A 16,638-nucleotide genomic window follows, 5' to 3' on the forward strand; every position below is an offset into this window, starting at 1 on the left:
TATGAAATTAAAATTAGGTGTTATAGGACTCTTTTTTTGCTTAATTGCTGCCATTGGTCTGGTTAGTATTAGTGATACTCAAAAACCAATACCTTTACCAATTGATGGTGCCTTCTCCATTCAAGGGAAAAGCAATCTTTCTAATGAAGAAGTGTATCAAATGATTAGTGGCCTATCAGAAGAAAAAAAAGTTAAAATATACAAGCCGGTGGTTCAGAATTCAGGGCAGTTGACTTATATAAATCTTGATGATGCCAGCCATGAACAATTAAAGTCTATACCGATAACAGGGATGTACTATACTCTAGGGGAAATAGATTCAAATGGTTTAAAAAAACTTACGTCTACAGGTCTGCAAGTAGTATATATGGCTTACCCTTGGTATATGGGAGGAATGATACAATTTACTGGCTCTTTAAGATTTTTGTTAATGATTTCAATTTACTTAACCTTATTAGTTGTTTTATTTGTTGTTAGAGCGAGAAAGATTAAAGAAGGGATGATAAGACGTTCTTTAGGATTGCCTGTGTATAACCTAAAAAAGGATTATTTAATTTCTGTTACTTTTGAGCTGATTTTAGTTGCTTTATTGATGGTTTTCTATGGCTCTTTTCTGGGGAGTGGTCTCTTCACCTATAGTTCCAAGTTATTCTTCTCTTTACTTCTAACCAATTTTATAATTTTTCAAATCATTGATCTCATCACCTTTGTTTTATTTTGGCTGACGATTCAGGTTGAAAAGCCTATTGAAATTATAAAAAATAAGGCCAAAAACAGCCTCATTTTTATCGTATGGCTTGCGGTTATTTCTAGCATAATAGTTGTTTCAGGAGTCTTTTTACGGGAAACAAAGGCTAGTCAATCAAAGATAAATATACAGATAAAGCATTTAGAACCATGGAGTGCAGTAAAAGATTGGAAAAGACTAGAGTTTTTGGGTATTGAAAATGAATCTGTTACTAATGGAGAAGAAGCAAATGACTCAGGAGCTAAGTATATAGAGATTGCTAAAGCCTTAAAAAAACTGGATTTTATATATATCAAATCATCTTCAGCCTATGTTCCAGATTTTATGAAAACTTCTCATGTTACAGAAGATTTTTCTAAGCAATTAAAAAGTGATGGGATAACGAATCCAGAGGTTAATAAAGAGCTGGTTTATATCAATCAAACAGGTGCTAAGGTACAAAATAAAGTTAATGGAACAAACTATCGTATTTTAGATAATAAAATAGCAACCATCTATATTCCTAATAAATTTAAAGAGAATAAGGCATCAATCGAGAATACGGTTGTAGCAGAACAATTTACTGGTACAAACTATACAAAAGATGATCTTACGGTGCAAGTCATTCCTGATGGGCAAGAATTTTTCTATTTCAATGAAAATGGCAGTAGTGTCCCTGAAAATAAAGATAATCTACCTTTGGAAAGTGTGACAAATAGTAAGAGTAATATAGTGGTTGTATTAGATACTGATAAAATGGTAGAAACTAACGATTTTATTTTGGCAAGCAATATCATATATAACTCACTTTTTAGTCCAGAAGCAATTAAGGACATCAACGATTTGAGTGCTAGTTTGAATTTTTCAATCAATCCAGTCGAGGTTTACCAAACTGTGAAACTTAATATTCAATCTTTAGAGCACCAAATTCTCCTTTCAAAAATACTGCAAATAATTATTTGTGGAATTGTATTTCTACTCATTTATCAATATGCTCAAATGTTTGTTGCCTTAAAACAGAATGACTATGTCAAAAAAATCATTTTAGGCCTATCGAAAACAGGTATAGCCATTTCAAGTCTAAAATATTTTATGATAACGATTATAATGGTTATCTTATTGACATTTATCATGACTGGACAAATAGAGTTATTGTATATTGGTCTTGCTTCTTTAACGGTTTTAATGATGTCAATGATAATAAGTTTCAGAAAATTATCTGATAGATACACTCAAATTCTAAAAGGGGATGACTAATGACAATTGAAATTGTGAATGTTACAAAAAAATATGGCTCAAAAGAAATATTTACAGATTTAAATTTAACCTTTGAAGCTGGGAAAAGCTACGCCTTGATTGGCGGTTCGGGTTCAGGTAAAAGTACCTTGCTAAACATTATAGGAAGGCTAGAAAAAATTGACAGTGGAAAAGTGTTAGTTGATAAACAGGATATTTGGAAAACCAAAGAAAGAACCTATTTTAAAAATACTATTGGGTATGTATTCCAAAATTATTCTTTGATAGAAAACAAAACAGTATATGATAATTTAAAACTCCTCAATAAAGACAAAAAGATTATATCTGAGATACTTGAAAAAGTAGGCCTTTCTACGGACTATTTAAAACATAAAATATATGAATTGTCTGGGGGACAGGCTCAGCGTGTAGCTATTGCAAGAATGTTAATGAAACCGCGTAAAATTATTTTAGCGGATGAACCTACAGGAGCCTTGGATAGTGAGATTGGGAATGAAATCATCAACTTATTATTGAGTGAAGCAGCCAAGAATAATTATGTTATTATAGCAACACATGATCCAGCTGTATATAGTAAAGTTGATGTTATCGTTGACATAAAAGATATAGGAAGTCAGGCATGAAAAAGAAAATTTATATTAGTTTGCTACTAGTCATTGGAGTACTCGCAATCGTCTTAATTGGCAAACAAGTGATTAAAAAAGAAAATCCCAATAAACCTTCGGTGGATTTAACAGTCTATACAATCTCTTCGAATGATACCGAAAGATGGGATAAGGTAAGGCAAGTAGAAACAGAAGATGCTGTCTATCTAATATCTGTCAAAGAAGTAGCATCTTCAGAAGAAGTGTTTTCAAATATTATTGCAGATGGCACTGCTATGGGGTTTGGGGTTAGTGAAGAAGAAGTTAAACAATTTAACAATAATTTAGGAACTACTGTAGTAGATGCTAAAAATAATAAATTGATTGGGATAGAATTCTTCACTTTTTCTGATGATGGCAAGGGATTTTCAGTAGCGAATTTTGATTACGGCAAAAAAGAGTTTAATAATCAAAAAAAAGAAAAGAAAGAGTTCTATAAAAAACTATACGAAGCGTTTAAAAAATAATTTATGATGACACGACAAACGCATAAAGACAAAAGTTCCAATAAATTTTTGAAATACAAAATCTAATCTTGATTCAGCTCATTTGTCAAAGGTAGCTGCAGTTTTACTTTCCTCTTTTTCTTTGCTTGTCTGTTCTCTTTCATAATAGTGCGACTATATTCCTTGTTTCATAGAAAAAATTCCTTGGTTTTCTAACATCCAAGGAATTTCGTTTAGTTATCCTTCTGCCTCCAAATCTTTTCCTTGATAAAGATGCGCAGCTCGTAAAAGAGCATGAAGAGAGTAGAGATGAGGAAGCCAGCCATAAAGATATGGTGCAAGTAAGCAAAGACACCAATATAAACCAAGATGGAAAAAAGGTAGAGAATGACTAGATAATGCCATTTCTTAGCTTTACTGTCTTCTATGACCTTTTTCTCCAAGCGCTCATCCTCCTTGATGATTGTGTCCAGACTGATATCGAACTCCCGACTGATAGCGATGAGATTTCCAATATCAGGGATACCTTTTTCGCTTTCCCAACGGGCAATAGCAGAGCGGGAAACCTTGAGTCTTTCCGCCAAAGCCTCCTGAGTGAGTTGATTTTGTTGACGAATATCTTTGAGAACTTGTGAAATTTTCATGATGATCTCCTTTCTTCAAATAAAATTATTTAGATGATTTTCTTTTTTCATCTTTATTATAAAAATAATGAAACCATTTGCCAATAGCATTTCCCTAACAATCTAGTTATTCTGCATAACACCAATCCTTTTTAAAAGTTTTCCACAGCATATTGACAAGTTTGTCAAGGAACTTGACAGCTCTTTTTATTTCCTGAAATGAAAATCAACTTTTTTAAGATTTTTTGTGATAAAATAAAGCCAATTCCGAATAGTAAGGTAGGAGGTTCTATGAAAGCAGAAATTATTGCTGTGGGCACTGAGATTCTGACGGGTCAGATTGTCAATACCAATGCCCAATTTTTATCTGAAAAACTTGCGAGTCTGGGGATTGATGTCTATTTTCAGACAGCAGTAGGGGACAATGAAAATCGTCTCCTCTCTGTTTTGGAAATTGCCCAAAGGCGCAGTAATCTGATTATCCTGACAGGAGGCTTGGGTCCAACAGAGGATGATTTGACCAAGCAGACCTTGGCTAAGTTCTTAGGGCGTGAGCTCAATTTTGACTCACAGGCTGTGGAAAAGCTGGATCGCTTTTTTGCTAGTCGACCAGATTATGCTCGAACGCCCAATAATGAGCGTCAGGCCCAGCTGGTTGAAGGCTCGACTCCGTTACCAAATGCGACTGGTTTAGCAGTTGGAGGCTTGTTAGAAGCAGACGGAGTGACCTATGTAGTCCTGCCTGGCCCGCCTAGTGAGCTCAAACCCATGGTCAATAACGAGCTGGTTCCCCTCTTATCCACAGGCCAGAAATTGTATTCACGGGTGTTGCGTTTCTTTGGTATCGGCGAGAGTCAGCTAGTGACTATTTTGTCAGAGATGATTGAGCAGCAGAGTGACCCCACCATTGCTCCTTATGCAAAGACAGGAGAAGTTACCCTACGACTGTCTACCAAGGCTCTGAGTCAGGCAGAAGCCGACACCAAGTTTGAGGCTGTGGAAAAGGAAATTTTGTCCCATAAGACTTTTGAGGGGCAATCACTGTCAGAGATTTTCTATGGTTATGGGGATGACAATTCCTTGGCACAGGTGGCTTTTGATTTGCTCAAGAGTCAAGGAAAGACGATTTCGGCAGCAGAGAGTCTGACAGCTGGCCTCTTTCAGGCGACCTTGGCAGATTTTGCTGGAGCCTCTTCCATTTTTTCAGGTGGCTTTGTCACCTACAGCATGGAGGAAAAGAGCCGGATGCTGGATATTCCACTGGGAGACTTGGAGAAGCATGGAGTTGTTTCAGCTTTTACGGCTGGGAAAATGGCAGAGCAGGCTAGAAAGCTAACCGAAAGCGACTTGGCTGTCAGTCTGACAGGTGTGGCTGGCCCAGATTCACTGGAAGACCATCCAGCAGGGACTGTTTTTATCGGCTTAGCTAGTGCTGCTGGAACGGAAACTATTAAGGTCAATATTGCTGGACGAAGTCGGCGTGATGTGCGGAAAATTGCTGTTCTGCACGCCTTCAACCTAGTACGAAAAACTTTATTAAATAGCTGATTTTTGGTATAATGACGAAGATGGCCAAAAGACATTTTAGAAAAAACAGGAGAAATAAATGGCAAAGAAACAAAAAAAATTAGACGAAATCTCAAAGAAATTCGGCGATGAGCGCCAAAAAGCCTTGGATAATGCTCTTAAAAACATTGAAAAGGATTTTGGTAAGGGAGCCATTATGCGTCTGGGCGAGCGGGCAGAGCAAAAGGTTCAAGTTATGAGTTCTGGCTCTTTGGCCTTGGATATTGCCCTTGGCGCTGGGGGTTATCCTAAGGGACGGATTATTGAAATCTATGGTCCAGAGTCTTCTGGTAAGACAACCGTTGCTCTTCACGCAGTTGCTCAAGCGCAAAAAGAAGGTGGTATCGCAGCCTTTATCGATGCTGAGCATGCTTTGGATCCGTCCTACGCAGCTGCTCTGGGTGTCAATATTGATGAGTTGCTGCTGTCTCAACCTGATTCTGGAGAACAGGGGCTGGAAATTGCCGGTAAGCTGATTGACTCAGGTGCGGTGGATTTGGTGGTTGTGGACTCAGTTGCAGCTCTGGTACCACGTGCGGAAATCGATGGCGATATCGGTGACAGTCACGTTGGTTTGCAGGCTCGGATGATGAGCCAGGCCATGCGTAAACTGTCTGCTTCTATCAACAAAACGAAGACGATTGCGATTTTCATTAACCAGCTGCGTGAAAAAGTTGGCGTTATGTTTGGTAATCCTGAAACAACACCAGGTGGCCGTGCACTGAAGTTCTATGCTTCTGTCCGTCTGGATGTTCGCGGTAATACTCAAATCAAAGGTACTGGTGATGAGAAGGATACCAATGTTGGTAAAGAAACCAAGATCAAGGTCGTTAAAAATAAGGTAGCTCCGCCATTCAAAGAAGCTTTCGTGGAAATCATGTACGGAGAAGGTATTTCTAAGACAGGTGAGCTGATTAAGATTGCGACTGATTTGGATATCATCAAAAAAGCTGGTGCTTGGTACTCCTACAATGATGAAAAAATCGGTCAAGGTTCTGAAAATGCTAAGAAGTACTTGGCTGATCATCCAGAAGTCTTTGACGAAATTGACCGTCAGGTTCGTGTACGCTATGGTTTGATTGATGGAGACGAGCTGGAAGAAACAGTTGGCAACAAGGCTGACAGTCCTGTGGAAACGATGGAAGAAGTGACTCTTGATTTGGAAGATGCCATCGAAATTGAAGAGTAATTTTGCAAAATAGGTCGCAAGACCGATGGTTTTTGTGATATAATAGACTACGATATTAGTATCGTGTAGCGAAAGGAGTACTTACATGATCACAATCTATACTGTCTCAAGTTGTACTAGTTGTAAAAAAGCAAAAACCTGGCTAAACGCTCATCAATTAACTTATAAAGAACAGAATTTAGGCAAAGAAGGCATCACCAAAGAGGAACTTCTGGATATTTTAACCAAAACAGAAAATGGTATCGCGAGCATTGTTTCATCAAAAAACCGCTATGCTAAGGGTTTGGGTGTTGACATTGAAGAATTGAGTGTCAACGAAGTTCTTGACATCATCATGGAGACCCCGCGTATTTTGAAAAGTCCTATCTTAGTGGATGATAAACGTCTCCAAGTTGGTTACAAAGAAGATGATATCCGTGCTTTTCTGCCACGTTCTGTTCGCAATGTTGAAAATGCAGAAGCTCGTCTGCGGGCAGCTCTCTAATCTGGCTCTTTGTCAACTGTAGTGGGTTGCTAAAAAGTCATATCCTGGAGAGGACTAAATCAGTCCTCTCCTTTTTGATATTCAAAGCGATGAGGATTCTAGTTTTAAAGTTGTCAAAGTTCCGAAAGCCAAAAGCGTTGCGCTTGATTACTTTGATGAGGTTGTTAGTAGCTTCTAGTTTTGCGTTTGAGTAGGGTAATTCCAGTGCATTCAGGATCTTGTCCTTATCTTTCAAAAAGGTCTTAAAAACAGTTAGAAAGATAGGATTTATACAAGAAATGGTTTCTTCAATGAGTCCAAAGAAATGTTCAGCTTGTTTCTCTTGAAACTGAAAAAGTAAGAGTTGGTAGAGTTCATAGTGTTCTCTGAGTTCTTGAGAGTAAGAGAGAAGCTTTTCCAGAATCTCTTTATTGGTCAAATGCATACGAAAAGTTGGACGATAAAATCGTTTATGGCAGATTTTCCGGCTATCTTGTTGGAGCAGTTTCCAGTAGCGTTTCAGTGCCTTATATTCGTGCGATTTTCGATCAAATTGATTCATGATTTGAACACGAACACGACTCATAGCACGGCTGAGATGTTGCACAATGTGAAAGCGATCCAGCACGATTTTAGCGTTTGGGAATAGTTTTCTGGCAATATCGTAGTAGGGACTAAACATGTCCATGGTAATGACTTTTACTAGGCTTCTCACCTGTCTAGAATAACGAAGGAAATGATTGCGAATAGCCCCTTGTGTCCGCCCATATAAGATAGCTACAATCTTTCTTGAATCAAAATCCTGTGCAATGAAGCTCATCTTTCCTTTCTTGAAGCTGTATTCATCCCAGCTCATGTATTCTGGAAGGTAGTTGAGGTTCACGTTGAACTTGAATTCTTTCAATTTACGAATGACGGTGGAAGTGGAGATAGCTAGGCTTTCAGCGATAGCTGTCATAGGGACTTTCTCGATTAGTTTTTGAGCGATTTTCTGCTTGACGATGGTTGCGATTTGGTGATTCTTCTTGACTAAGGAAGTCTTTGCGACAGCTACTTTCCTACAGACTTTACATCGGAAACGGCGTTTCTTTAATCGAATCAGGATTTTATATCCTGCACACTCTAGATATGGAATTTTGGATTCTTTCTGGAAGTCATATTTAGCCATTTGTCCTTGACAGTGAGTGCATTTAGGAGCAGGATAATCTAGCTTAGAGATAATTTCTTTATGAGTTCCAGCATCTAGAACATCCAAAATAGTAATGTTCTGGTCTTTTATTCCCAGTAAGTTTGTGATAAAATTGAACTGTTCCATAAGAGTCTTTCTAATGATGGTTTGGTCGCTTTTCATTATAAGTCTTATGGGACTTTTTTTCTACAACAAAAGAGACTCCATCATTCCTACAGCGGTTTTACCCACTACAGAAATTATAGAGCCTCTAATCTTTGAAAATAACTGAAAGAGTCGGGAAGAGAATCTCGGCTCTTCTTTTTGTACGGGTTGACAGCAGTCTTTGCCGACTGGATGGATTGACAAGGAGCAGAACTGTGATACAATATCTCTGAGGAGGATGGAAGATGAAGAAAATTTTAGTAGGACTGGGATTGAGTGTGGCACTGTTAGCAGGCTGTGGACATAAAAAAACAGAGACGAATTCGAATGCGGCTGACAAGAAAGAAATCAGCAATAATCTGCCTATCATTGATAATGCCAAGCAGCAGGAAGTGATTACTCGGACACTTGTTTTTCCAAAGGATGAACGAGGAAACCAGCAGAGTCAGACAGTAACTTATCAGGGAGAGCATTTTAAACGCTTGGTTATTGAAAGGCTGACTGCGACTGATGATGAGATGAAAGAAGCCATCAAGCAGATGGGGCTGGAGGAAGCGCAGAAGTCGCTCAATGAGTCACTGGAGCAGGATGCAGACTATGTGCAGGCTCGTGGACTTCAAGGTTTTAGCGGCTCAGTGACAATTTTGAATGAGAACGAGCTGAAAATGACTTCTACCTATGACTTTGAGAGTTTGGATATCGAAAAAGCAGCGGCTATGCCTTATTTTCAAAATCTCAAGTTCAAAGAAATGATTAAGCTGACGCCAGAAGAATACATCAACAATCTCCTGATGAATGGAGCAGAAGAGCAGAAATAAGCTGCTCTTTTTTATTACATTTTAATGACAGAGTGACAATCAGTTTGACAGCGCCATTTTTATAATGATATGATAAAATCAGTTCAATATTGAAGGAGATAAGACATGAGAAAATTAATTGTCTTTTTGCTGGCAGCTTTGGCAATCTTAACAGCCTGCAGTCAGCAGTCAAATAACAGTTCATCCTCACAGGGAGGAGCTGGAAAAGGAGATATTGTCACTAAGTCCTATAAAACTGAGAAGCAATTAGAACATGGAAAAGAAACCAGAATCTTAACAGTCAGCTACAGCGGACAGAAGTATGATAAGGTTATCCTGCATGTCAGCAAGGCTATTCCTGACAACATCAAGGAAGCTCTGTCAAAGCAGGATGTTTCCACTGTGAAGAAAGAAATGCTGTCTTTGATCGAGGAAGCACTGGGTCTGAAAGAGGCGGTGAATATCACCGGCCTTGACTTGAAAACAGATATGACAGCGGAAGAGATTTCTCTGGAGATGACTATCGATCCTGAGAATCTAGACTACAAAGCCGCCAAAAAGCTTCCAAACTACGCGCAGCTATTTGAGCAAATCGAGACCCTGAGTCCGGAAGAATTGCTTAACAAGTTTAAGGGAAGCGACGGTGTAGAAGTGTCGTCTTCAAATTAGGAAGTTTCCATCCAGTTCTCTGAAGAGAGCTGGATTTTTGCTGGATTTCAGAGCCAGACTTCGGATAAATATTAGCTAAAGCTTATTGAAAAATTAGGAGAATTCGGGTGAATTAAATTTGTGAAAAGCCTATAATTATGCTATAATAGGGATATTCTAAAGAAAGAGGGTGTAATTGTGGGATTTACAGATGAAACAGTACGTTTTAATCTCGATGATTCAAATAAAAAGGAAATTAGCGAGACTTTGACCGATGTCTACAAGTCGCTCAATGAAAAAGGATACAATCCAATCAATCAAATCGTGGGATACGTACTCAGTGGTGATCCTGCGTACGTACCTCGCTATAACAACGCCCGCAATCAAATCCGCAAATATGAGCGCGATGAGATTGTTGAGGAGTTGGTTCGTTATTATTTGAAAGGACAAGGCGTCGATCTCTAATGAGAATTATGGGATTAGATGTGGGCTCAAAAACGGTTGGGGTTGCCATTAGTGATCCTCTTGGTTTTACGGCTCAAGGACTGGAGATTATTCCGATTCATGAAGATAAGGGCGAATTCGGCCTAGAGCGCTTGGGCGAGCTGGTTAAAGAGTATAAGGTTGATAAGTTTGTCATTGGCCTGCCTAAGAATATGAACAATACCAGCGGGCCTCGAGTGGAGGCCAGTCAGGCTTATGGTCAGCGGATTGCTGAGCTGTTTGGTCTGCCGGTTGACTATCAGGATGAGCGCCTGACGACGGTGGCTGCCGAGCGCATGCTGGTTGAGCAGGCGGATATTAGCCGCAGCAAGCGCAAGAAAGTTATTGATAAGCTAGCCGCACAGCTGATTTTGCAGAATTATCTGGATCGAAATTTTTAGAAAAGAAATGAAGGAGACACTAGTATGACACATGATCATAACCATGACCACGAGCATGAAGAGCGTGAATTAATCACCTTGGTTGACGAGCAGGGGAACGAAACTTTATTTGAAATTCTTTTGACCATTGATGGTAAGGAAGAGTTTGGCAAGAATTATGTTCTTTTGATTCCGGCTAATGCGGAAGAAGATGAGAACGGTGAGGTAGAGATTCAAGCTTATTCCTTTACTGAAAATGAAGATGGCACAGAAGGTGACCTGCAGCCAATCCCAGAAGACTCAGATGCTGAATGGGATATGATTGAAGAAGTCTTCAACAGTTTTATGGAGGAGTAAGACTGATCTAGCCTCGTTTCCAGAAATGGACAAGTGTGGGCGAAAAGCTAGCTAAAATTGACAGATGAAGGAAGTAGCTAAGAATTGGCTATTTTCTATCTCGTATCATAAACATTAGAAAGAGGAGCGAGTTGCAATTCAGATTTGAGTTCTGCTTCGCTGCTCTTTTTTAGGTAAAAAAATGAATGAAATTGAAGAATGGCTGAATAGCCGAATTGGTCTAAACTTTCGTTCGGGTCTAGGGCGGATGCAGCAGGCAGTGACTCTTTTGGGGAATCCTGAGCGGAGCTTTCCAACGATTCATGTAACTGGTACAAATGGCAAAGGCTCTACTATTGCTTTCATGCGTCAGCTGTTTGCGGGGCATGGTCGCAAGACAGGGAGTTTTACCTCGCCTCATATGATTAGTATTCACGATCGGATTTGTATTAACGGTCAACCGATTGCTCCAGCTGATTTTATCCGTCTGGGTCAAGCGGTGCAAAAGATGGAGCAAGAACTGCTCAAAAGTCATGACCAGCTGTCCTATTTTGAAATTCTGACCTTGATTGCCTTTCTCTATTTCAAGGAGCAGGAAGTGGACATAGCCCTGATTGAGGTGGGAATCGGCGGACTCTTAGACACGACTAATGTCATTACGGGAGATATTGCGGTCATCAGTTCTGTGGGCTTGGACCATCAGGAGACTCTGGGAAGGAGCTTGACGGCGATAGCAGATCAAAAGGCAGGGATTTTCAAGCCGGGGCGGCCAGCGGTCATCGGGCCGCTGCCAGAAGAGGCACGATTGGTTTGTGAGCAGCGAGCTCAGGAGCTAGGAATAGAACTCTATCAGCATGGTCGCGATTTTTCTCTGACGAATCAGACTTTTTCTAATTCTACTATGGCCCTATCCAATCTTGAACTGGGACTCAAGGGAGCCTATCAGGAGGAAAATGCAGCGCTGGCTCTGCAGGCTTTCCTACTCTTCATGCAGCAGCAAGACTGGGAAATAGATTCTGCTAAGATTCGGACGGCCTTGCAGGAGACTCGATGGGCAGGGCGTTTGGAAGAAGTCAGTCCAGGTATTTATCTTGATGGGGCCCATAATCTGCCTGCACTGGAAAGGTTAGTGGAGTTCATCCAGAGCCAGAATGACAAAGAGTGCCTGCTTCTTTTCGGTGCTCTCAAGCGTAAGGACTATAGCGCTATGCTGTCTTATCTGCGAGAGGCTCTGCCAAATGTTCAGTTGACGGTTACTTCCTTTTCTGATGGAGATTCCCTTGGTCAAGCAGAAGCGGAAGGCTTCTTATACATAGAGGATTATAGGCAGCTTATTCAGAACTTTCAGGAGAGAAAAAACACTAATCAGCTGCTTTTCATTACGGGCTCTCTCTATTTTATTGCGGAAGTCAGAGCTTATTTGACAAGTTTATAAATTGACCGCCAGAGTCCTGCTTTGGTACAATAAAGACAGAAGAAAAAGGAGAATACTATGGCAATTTCTAAAAAGTTAATATTTTTAGGTCTAACTGCTGCGGCTGTTTTGGCCTTGGCAGCTTGCGGCTCTAATCAGAACCAGACGGCACCTTCCTCTCAGTCTCAGTCAGTCGCTTCCAGCAAGACAGCAGAGTCTTCGTCGGTAGCTAGCACGTCAAGTGCGGCCAATAACAGCTCATCTGCTTCAGCGTCTTCTTCCGAGCAAGCAGCCAATGGTGAGCTGGATGGCAGCTACCAGACAAGTCATGAAGGCGATCAGCTGACCTTGCAGATTTCGGGCACTACTGGCCAGCTAACCAAGGTCGAAGCGGATGGTGATCAGGAAATTGAACAGGTTCAGATTGATGCTACCAACCAGACTATGGTCATTGGAGATGATGTCAAGCGCTATCGCATTGAGGGCAATCAGCTGACAATTGAGGATCTTTCCCAAGAGCCTTATGATGATGACACACTGGTCTTTACGAAACAATGATGAAAGAGCCCTGTCTTGAATAGGGCTTTTCCTTTTATCAGTTGTAATCTTGTAGTGAAATTTTGAGGATAGCGGTCTTCAAATACTGTTCTTGGTTTTTCATCAGCCAGAAATACGATTTGCATTGATATAAACGTTGTTTTAAGGCAGTTTTACTGATATACTAGAATATATGCAATGAGATAGGAGAGTGTATGACTTTCAGGAAATTCCGCTTATTAATGTCAAAATACGGTTTCAGCATTATTATTATGCTGCTGGAGCTGGTCTTTGTCTTTGTTGCGTTCTTCTATTTTAATGAGATTGCACCCAACTGGCTGTCAGTGGTCATGATTGTTTTCCTGTATATTGGGACCATTTTAGCCATTGTCAACCGCAATATGCCGCCGGAGAGCAAGGTGACCTGGCTCCTGATTGCGGTGGTGCCAATCTTTGGCTTCCTGCTCTATCTGATGTTTGGCGAGCGACGGCTGTCTAAAAAAGAAATGATCCAGCTGGAAAATATGGACTCCATGAAATTTCGTGAGGACAACAGCTACGATCTTCGTGTCCAGCTGAAAAAGAAAAACAAGTCAGCCTACGGTATTATCAAATCACTGCTGAGTATGGACAATAATGCAGATGTCTATGACGGTACAGCTTCTCGCTATTTTCCCATCGGTGAGGCGATGTTTGAGGCCATGCTGGCTGATCTGCGGGCTGCTGAGAAATTCATTTTTCTGGAGTTTTATATCATCGATGAAGGACTGATGTGGAACAGTGTTCTGGATATCTTGGTCGAAAAAGCCTCGCAGGGCGTTGAAGTCAAGCTGCTCTATGATGATATTGGCTGCATGGCTACTTTGCCGGGCGATTATACCCGTAAGCTGCGCAAGATGGGCATCGAGGCTTATAAGTTTAACAAGGTGATTCCGCGGATGACGGTATCCTATAATAACCGTGACCACCGTAAGATTTTGGTGATTGATGGTCAGGTTGGCTATACTGGCGGTATCAATCTGGCTGACGAGTATATCAATCATATTGTTCGTTTTGGACACTGGAAAGATGGCGGTGTACGCTTGGAAGGTCGGGCAGTCAAGGCTCTGACGCGGCTCTTTCTCATGAACTGGTACATCAACCGCGGGGAAATCACAGACTTTGACAAGTACCATCTGGAAAATAAAGCTGTTGAAGGCAAAGGGCTTTACATTCCCTACGGCAGCGGGCCTAAGCCTATTTATAAGGGTCAGGTTGGCAAAACGGTCTATCAAAATATCATCAGTCAGGCTACGGACTATGTCTACATTACCACGCCTTATCTGATTATTGACTATGACCTGACGGAGGATATTAAGAATGCTGCTATGCGGGGAGTGGATGTCCGCATCGTGACTCCTTTCATTCCGGACAAGAAGCTGATTCAGATTGTTACCCGCGGAGCCTATCCGGATCTGATGGAAGCAGGGGTTAAGATTTTTGAGTACACGCCAGGGTTTATCCACAGCAAGAATGTGGTGGCCGATGATGAATTTGCTGTGGTAGGGACGATTAACTTTGACTACCGCAGTCTGGTGCACCATTATGAAAATGCAGTCCTGATGTACCATACGGAGAGTATCCCAGCTATCAAGGTAGATTTTGAAGCAATTTTTGAGGCTTCTGAGGAAATTCTTCCTGAAAATCTCGATAGCAGCTGGTATCGTCGCTTTATCAAAGAAATCATGCAGCTCTTTGCTCCGATGCTATGATGGCAGAGTTGAGCAAGTTATGCAGTTAAATAAAAAGAAGATCTGAGGCAGAGCTCTGTCTCAGATTTTTTGCTTGTGCTTTTTCTAATCGTGTTGAGATGTGTTCTTGTCATTTTTGCTTTTATGTAGGTACGGATTTTTGCTTTGTTTTTACGAATGTAAAAAATAAAGGAATTTTTTAAGATGATGGAGAAAATTTCTAACCAGCCGCTTGCTTATGAAACGAGAGAATACCGCTGTTTTCGGGAATTGGAGGAGCTGGCTAGAAGCTATAATGCTCAGAAGAAGAGTCAAGAGAAAGCTGACAGGAGGACAGGAATTTGATATACTAGATGGGACTGATATCAAGGAGAATATTTTATATGCATGATACAACGGAAGAAAAAGTTTTAGAGGTTTCAGAGGAGCAGCTGACTAGGGCTGAAAGGTCTGAGCAAAAAATTACCAAGCCAGAGCCGACGCCCTATTTTTTGACGCTCTTGTGCAGTTTGGCTATCAGCCTGCTGAGTGTGGTTAATCCTTTTTTGACCAATCTAGCAACGAATTTACAAAGCCAGAACCTCTATGCCGGCTGGGCCATGACTCAGGGGCAGGTGCCTTATTCGCAAATATATGGGACTAGTGGCCTGCTTTACTATCTGATGGCTTGGACCAGCAGTCTAGCTTTTGGGCAGCTTTTGTGGATGGTCTTTCAGACGCTGGCTCTGTGGCTGGCTGGACTTTTCCTGCACAAGACCTTGGTGCTCTTACAGCCTAAACAGGATTTATCGCGCAGCCTCCTGCTGCTCTTTTACCTGCTAGTCTTTGCCCTTGGATTTGGTGGCCTTTACTCTAGTATTTTTGTTCTGCCCTTTATTTTTTGGAATCTTTCTTTCTTGGTGCGCTATCTGCAGGATTCGATCAAGGATGAAAAGTTCATTCTTTATGGGGCTTTCGGAGCTCTTGCTTTTATGATTGATCCGGTTTCCAGCCTAGTCTTCTATTCTTTGACTGGTCTGGTGCTTTTGGTCTACAATATCGTAGCTAAGCGTGTGGCTCGAGGCTTCTATCAGCTTTTAGCTGGTCTCTTTGGCTTCTCAGTGATTTTTTATCCTATCGGCTACTTTACTGTTGCCAATCAAACCTTTGGCCAGGCTATCAGTCAGGTGACCTATGCTTGGGATTCCATCAGCTTAATTGGCAGTCATAGTCTTTCTAATTTGATTTATTATGGCTTGCTGACGGTCGGTCTAGGTTTCATTTCTGCTTTGGGTGCCAATCTCTTTTCAAGAGAAAAGGGGCAGGCAACCAGCCTGCGCGTCTTGCGCTTTATCGGCTTGCTAGGGCTCTTCATTACTGTCTTTGCGGCTTTTATCCTGCCAGATCAGGGCAGCTATCAACTGCTTCCTGCTCTGCCTTTTGCCATGATTCTTTTTGCTTTGTGGTTCAATAAAGGCAAGCAGCAGGAATCAGGGCGTCATCGTCGGAATCGTCGTCGCCCTACGATGTGGACTTCTTATCTCTCAGGCCAGTTCTTTCTGCCACTCTTAGCCATTTTTTATCTGATTGGTTATCCTTTGGTGAATGAGTATATCCTTTCCAGCGGTGTCTCTGCTGAAAGAAGTGAGGCGGCTCAGTATATTAAGGAAAAGACCAAGGACGGGGACACTATCTATGCTTGGGATACCTCGGCTAGTCTGTATCAAAAGAGCGGACGCCTATCAGCTGTTTCTCTCTTGTCTCCAACTTTGTATGTGGAAACAGCTGAAAATCGTTTGGGTCTTCAGAATGGACTGGAAAACAGCCAGCCCAAGTATATTTTGGTCAACAATGATGTCAAACTGCTGTCAGATGTGAAGCAGCTAATTTCCCAAAATTACAAGGAAGCTGACCTCAAACTCGACCATTTCAAGCTTTATCAACTTAAGTAGTAAAATCAATATGTTGTGTATAAAAAGAAAAAATGACTTTTTTGCCACAACATATTGATTTTTAATTTTAACGTGCTATAATGAGTCTTGTATCGACTTATTGATAAAATACTGTTCTTTGGATGAACTGCTGT

General features: G+C 40.9%; 18 protein-coding genes. 16 read left to right on the plus strand and 2 right to left on the minus strand.

Features of this window, described 5'->3' with window-relative positions:
* Nucleotide 1: 1 nt before the first annotated feature.
* Genes J1C86_RS00655 through J1C86_RS00665 form a run of 3 tightly spaced genes read left to right on the plus strand, consistent with a single transcriptional unit; the run spans nucleotide 2 to nucleotide 3,095 of the window.
* Nucleotides 2-1,984, plus strand: a complete 1,983-nt coding sequence (locus tag J1C86_RS00655; protein ID WP_061602988.1) for a hypothetical protein — start codon at nucleotides 2-4, stop codon at nucleotides 1,982-1,984.
* The gene (locus J1C86_RS00660; RefSeq protein ID WP_002922687.1) at nucleotides 1,984-2,607 is read left to right on the plus strand and encodes an ATP-binding cassette domain-containing protein; all 624 of its coding nucleotides are present in this window, start codon (nucleotides 1,984-1,986) and stop codon (nucleotides 2,605-2,607) included. Before J1C86_RS00655 ends, J1C86_RS00660 begins: the two co-directional genes overlap by 1 nt.
* Nucleotides 2,604-3,095 (plus strand): hypothetical protein, encoded by a 492-nt coding sequence (locus J1C86_RS00665; protein ID WP_002922685.1) that lies wholly within the window; start codon nucleotides 2,604-2,606, stop codon nucleotides 3,093-3,095. The genes J1C86_RS00660 and J1C86_RS00665 overlap by 4 nt, the downstream gene beginning before the upstream one ends.
* A 212-nt stretch (nucleotides 3,096-3,307) precedes the next feature.
* On the opposite strand, the gene J1C86_RS00670 is transcribed toward J1C86_RS00665, so the two are convergent.
* Nucleotides 3,308-3,718, minus strand: a complete 411-nt coding sequence (locus tag J1C86_RS00670; RefSeq protein ID WP_125409572.1) for a helix-turn-helix domain-containing protein — start codon at nucleotides 3,716-3,718, stop codon at nucleotides 3,308-3,310.
* 270 nt (nucleotides 3,719-3,988) lie between these two features.
* Here J1C86_RS00670 and J1C86_RS00675 point away from each other — a divergent pair, with 270 nt between their 5' ends.
* The 3 genes from J1C86_RS00675 to spx all read left to right on the plus strand — a co-directional run bounded on the left by J1C86_RS00675 (nucleotide 3,989) and on the right by spx (nucleotide 6,936).
* Nucleotides 3,989-5,245, plus strand: a complete 1,257-nt coding sequence (locus J1C86_RS00675; protein ID WP_185757533.1) for a competence/damage-inducible protein A — start codon at nucleotides 3,989-3,991, stop codon at nucleotides 5,243-5,245.
* Nucleotides 5,246-5,303: 58 nt separating this feature from the next.
* Nucleotides 5,304-6,452 (plus strand): recombinase RecA, encoded by a 1,149-nt coding sequence (gene recA / locus J1C86_RS00680; protein ID WP_049552832.1) that lies wholly within the window; start codon nucleotides 5,304-5,306, stop codon nucleotides 6,450-6,452.
* Between the two features lie 85 nt (nucleotides 6,453-6,537).
* Entirely contained in the window at nucleotides 6,538-6,936 is a 399-nt protein-coding gene (spx, locus tag J1C86_RS00685) for a transcriptional regulator Spx (RefSeq protein WP_002894078.1), read from the plus strand.
* 37 nt (nucleotides 6,937-6,973) lie between these two features.
* Here spx and J1C86_RS00690 read toward each other — a convergent pair whose 3' ends face one another.
* Nucleotides 6,974-8,230, minus strand: a complete 1,257-nt coding sequence (locus tag J1C86_RS00690) for an ISL3 family transposase (protein ID WP_125409568.1) — start codon at nucleotides 8,228-8,230, stop codon at nucleotides 6,974-6,976.
* A gap of 263 nt (nucleotides 8,231-8,493) precedes the next feature.
* Between J1C86_RS00690 and J1C86_RS00695 the strand changes: the two genes are divergently transcribed.
* The 10 genes from J1C86_RS00695 (at nucleotide 8,494) to J1C86_RS00740 (ending at nucleotide 16,504) form a co-directional block, all read left to right on the plus strand.
* Nucleotides 8,494-9,066: an SP0191 family lipoprotein gene (locus tag J1C86_RS00695; RefSeq protein WP_009660169.1), complete on the plus strand. Its 573-nt coding sequence runs from the start codon at nucleotides 8,494-8,496 to the stop codon at nucleotides 9,064-9,066.
* 105 nt (nucleotides 9,067-9,171) lie between these two features.
* Nucleotides 9,172-9,714, plus strand: a complete 543-nt coding sequence (locus tag J1C86_RS00700; RefSeq protein WP_111675159.1) for a hypothetical protein — start codon at nucleotides 9,172-9,174, stop codon at nucleotides 9,712-9,714.
* Nucleotides 9,715-9,891: 177 nt separating this feature from the next.
* On the plus strand, nucleotides 9,892-10,158 hold the full coding sequence (locus J1C86_RS00705; RefSeq protein WP_002894075.1) for an IreB family regulatory phosphoprotein: 267 nt from the start codon (nucleotides 9,892-9,894) through the stop codon (nucleotides 10,156-10,158).
* The gene (ruvX, locus tag J1C86_RS00710; protein WP_002899275.1) at nucleotides 10,158-10,577 is read left to right on the plus strand and encodes a Holliday junction resolvase RuvX; all 420 of its coding nucleotides are present in this window, start codon (nucleotides 10,158-10,160) and stop codon (nucleotides 10,575-10,577) included. Before J1C86_RS00705 ends, ruvX begins: the two co-directional genes overlap by 1 nt.
* A gap of 24 nt (nucleotides 10,578-10,601) precedes the next feature.
* Nucleotides 10,602-10,913: a DUF1292 domain-containing protein gene (locus tag J1C86_RS00715; RefSeq protein WP_002894073.1), complete on the plus strand. Its 312-nt coding sequence runs from the start codon at nucleotides 10,602-10,604 to the stop codon at nucleotides 10,911-10,913.
* 181 nt (nucleotides 10,914-11,094) lie between these two features.
* Nucleotides 11,095-12,327: a bifunctional folylpolyglutamate synthase/dihydrofolate synthase gene (locus J1C86_RS00720; RefSeq protein ID WP_125409566.1), complete on the plus strand. Its 1,233-nt coding sequence runs from the start codon at nucleotides 11,095-11,097 to the stop codon at nucleotides 12,325-12,327.
* A gap of 57 nt (nucleotides 12,328-12,384) precedes the next feature.
* Nucleotides 12,385-12,864, plus strand: coding sequence for an SP_0198 family lipoprotein (locus tag J1C86_RS00725; RefSeq protein WP_111675161.1), 480 nt, complete (start codon nucleotides 12,385-12,387; stop codon nucleotides 12,862-12,864).
* Nucleotides 12,865-13,058: 194 nt separating this feature from the next.
* A complete protein-coding gene (gene cls / locus J1C86_RS00730) occupies nucleotides 13,059-14,594 on the plus strand; it encodes a cardiolipin synthase (RefSeq protein ID WP_111675162.1) in 1,536 nt (511 codons plus the stop codon).
* A gap of 183 nt (nucleotides 14,595-14,777) precedes the next feature.
* Nucleotides 14,778-14,918 carry a hypothetical protein gene (locus J1C86_RS00735; protein ID WP_111675163.1) on the plus strand — a complete coding sequence of 47 codons (141 nt, stop codon included), beginning with the start codon at nucleotides 14,778-14,780 and terminating at the stop codon, nucleotides 14,916-14,918.
* A 38-nt stretch (nucleotides 14,919-14,956) separates the two neighbouring features.
* A complete protein-coding gene (locus J1C86_RS00740) occupies nucleotides 14,957-16,504 on the plus strand; it encodes a heme transporter CcmD (protein ID WP_125409564.1) in 1,548 nt (515 codons plus the stop codon).
* The last annotated feature ends 134 nt before the right edge of the window (nucleotides 16,505-16,638 follow it).

Origin of the sequence: Streptococcus sanguinis, assembly GCF_050220005.1 — a bacterium.
GTDB classification, from domain to species: domain Bacteria; phylum Bacillota; class Bacilli; order Lactobacillales; family Streptococcaceae; genus Streptococcus; species Streptococcus sanguinis_Z.

Bases quoted from the DNA above. Each gene is read 5' to 3' on its own strand.
- J1C86_RS00665 (WP_002922685.1), top strand. From the start codon at position 2,604: ATGAAAAAGAAAATTTATATTAGTTTGCTACTAGTCATTGGAGTACTC.
- J1C86_RS00700 (WP_111675159.1), top strand. From the start codon at position 9,172: ATGAGAAAATTAATTGTCTTTTTGCTGGCAGCTTTGGCAATCTTAACA.
- J1C86_RS00655 (WP_061602988.1), top strand. From the start codon at position 2: ATGAAATTAAAATTAGGTGTTATAGGACTCTTTTTTTGCTTAATTGCT.
- J1C86_RS00735 (WP_111675163.1), top strand. From the start codon at position 14,778: ATGATGGAGAAAATTTCTAACCAGCCGCTTGCTTATGAAACGAGAGAA.
- recA (WP_049552832.1), top strand. From the start codon at position 5,304: ATGGCAAAGAAACAAAAAAAATTAGACGAAATCTCAAAGAAATTCGGC.
- J1C86_RS00660 (WP_002922687.1), top strand. From the start codon at position 1,984: ATGACAATTGAAATTGTGAATGTTACAAAAAAATATGGCTCAAAAGAA.
- J1C86_RS00715 (WP_002894073.1), top strand. From the start codon at position 10,602: ATGACACATGATCATAACCATGACCACGAGCATGAAGAGCGTGAATTA.
- J1C86_RS00725 (WP_111675161.1), top strand. From the start codon at position 12,385: ATGGCAATTTCTAAAAAGTTAATATTTTTAGGTCTAACTGCTGCGGCT.
- J1C86_RS00740 (WP_125409564.1), top strand. From the start codon at position 14,957: ATGCATGATACAACGGAAGAAAAAGTTTTAGAGGTTTCAGAGGAGCAG.
- J1C86_RS00720 (WP_125409566.1), top strand. From the start codon at position 11,095: ATGAATGAAATTGAAGAATGGCTGAATAGCCGAATTGGTCTAAACTTT.
- J1C86_RS00670 (WP_125409572.1), bottom strand. From the start codon at position 3,718: ATGAAAATTTCACAAGTTCTCAAAGATATTCGTCAACAAAATCAACTC.
- J1C86_RS00675 (WP_185757533.1), top strand. From the start codon at position 3,989: ATGAAAGCAGAAATTATTGCTGTGGGCACTGAGATTCTGACGGGTCAG.
- J1C86_RS00695 (WP_009660169.1), top strand. From the start codon at position 8,494: ATGAAGAAAATTTTAGTAGGACTGGGATTGAGTGTGGCACTGTTAGCA.
- cls (WP_111675162.1), top strand. From the start codon at position 13,059: ATGACTTTCAGGAAATTCCGCTTATTAATGTCAAAATACGGTTTCAGC.
- ruvX (WP_002899275.1), top strand. From the start codon at position 10,158: ATGAGAATTATGGGATTAGATGTGGGCTCAAAAACGGTTGGGGTTGCC.
- spx (WP_002894078.1), top strand. From the start codon at position 6,538: ATGATCACAATCTATACTGTCTCAAGTTGTACTAGTTGTAAAAAAGCA.
- J1C86_RS00690 (WP_125409568.1), bottom strand. From the start codon at position 8,230: ATGGAACAGTTCAATTTTATCACAAACTTACTGGGAATAAAAGACCAG.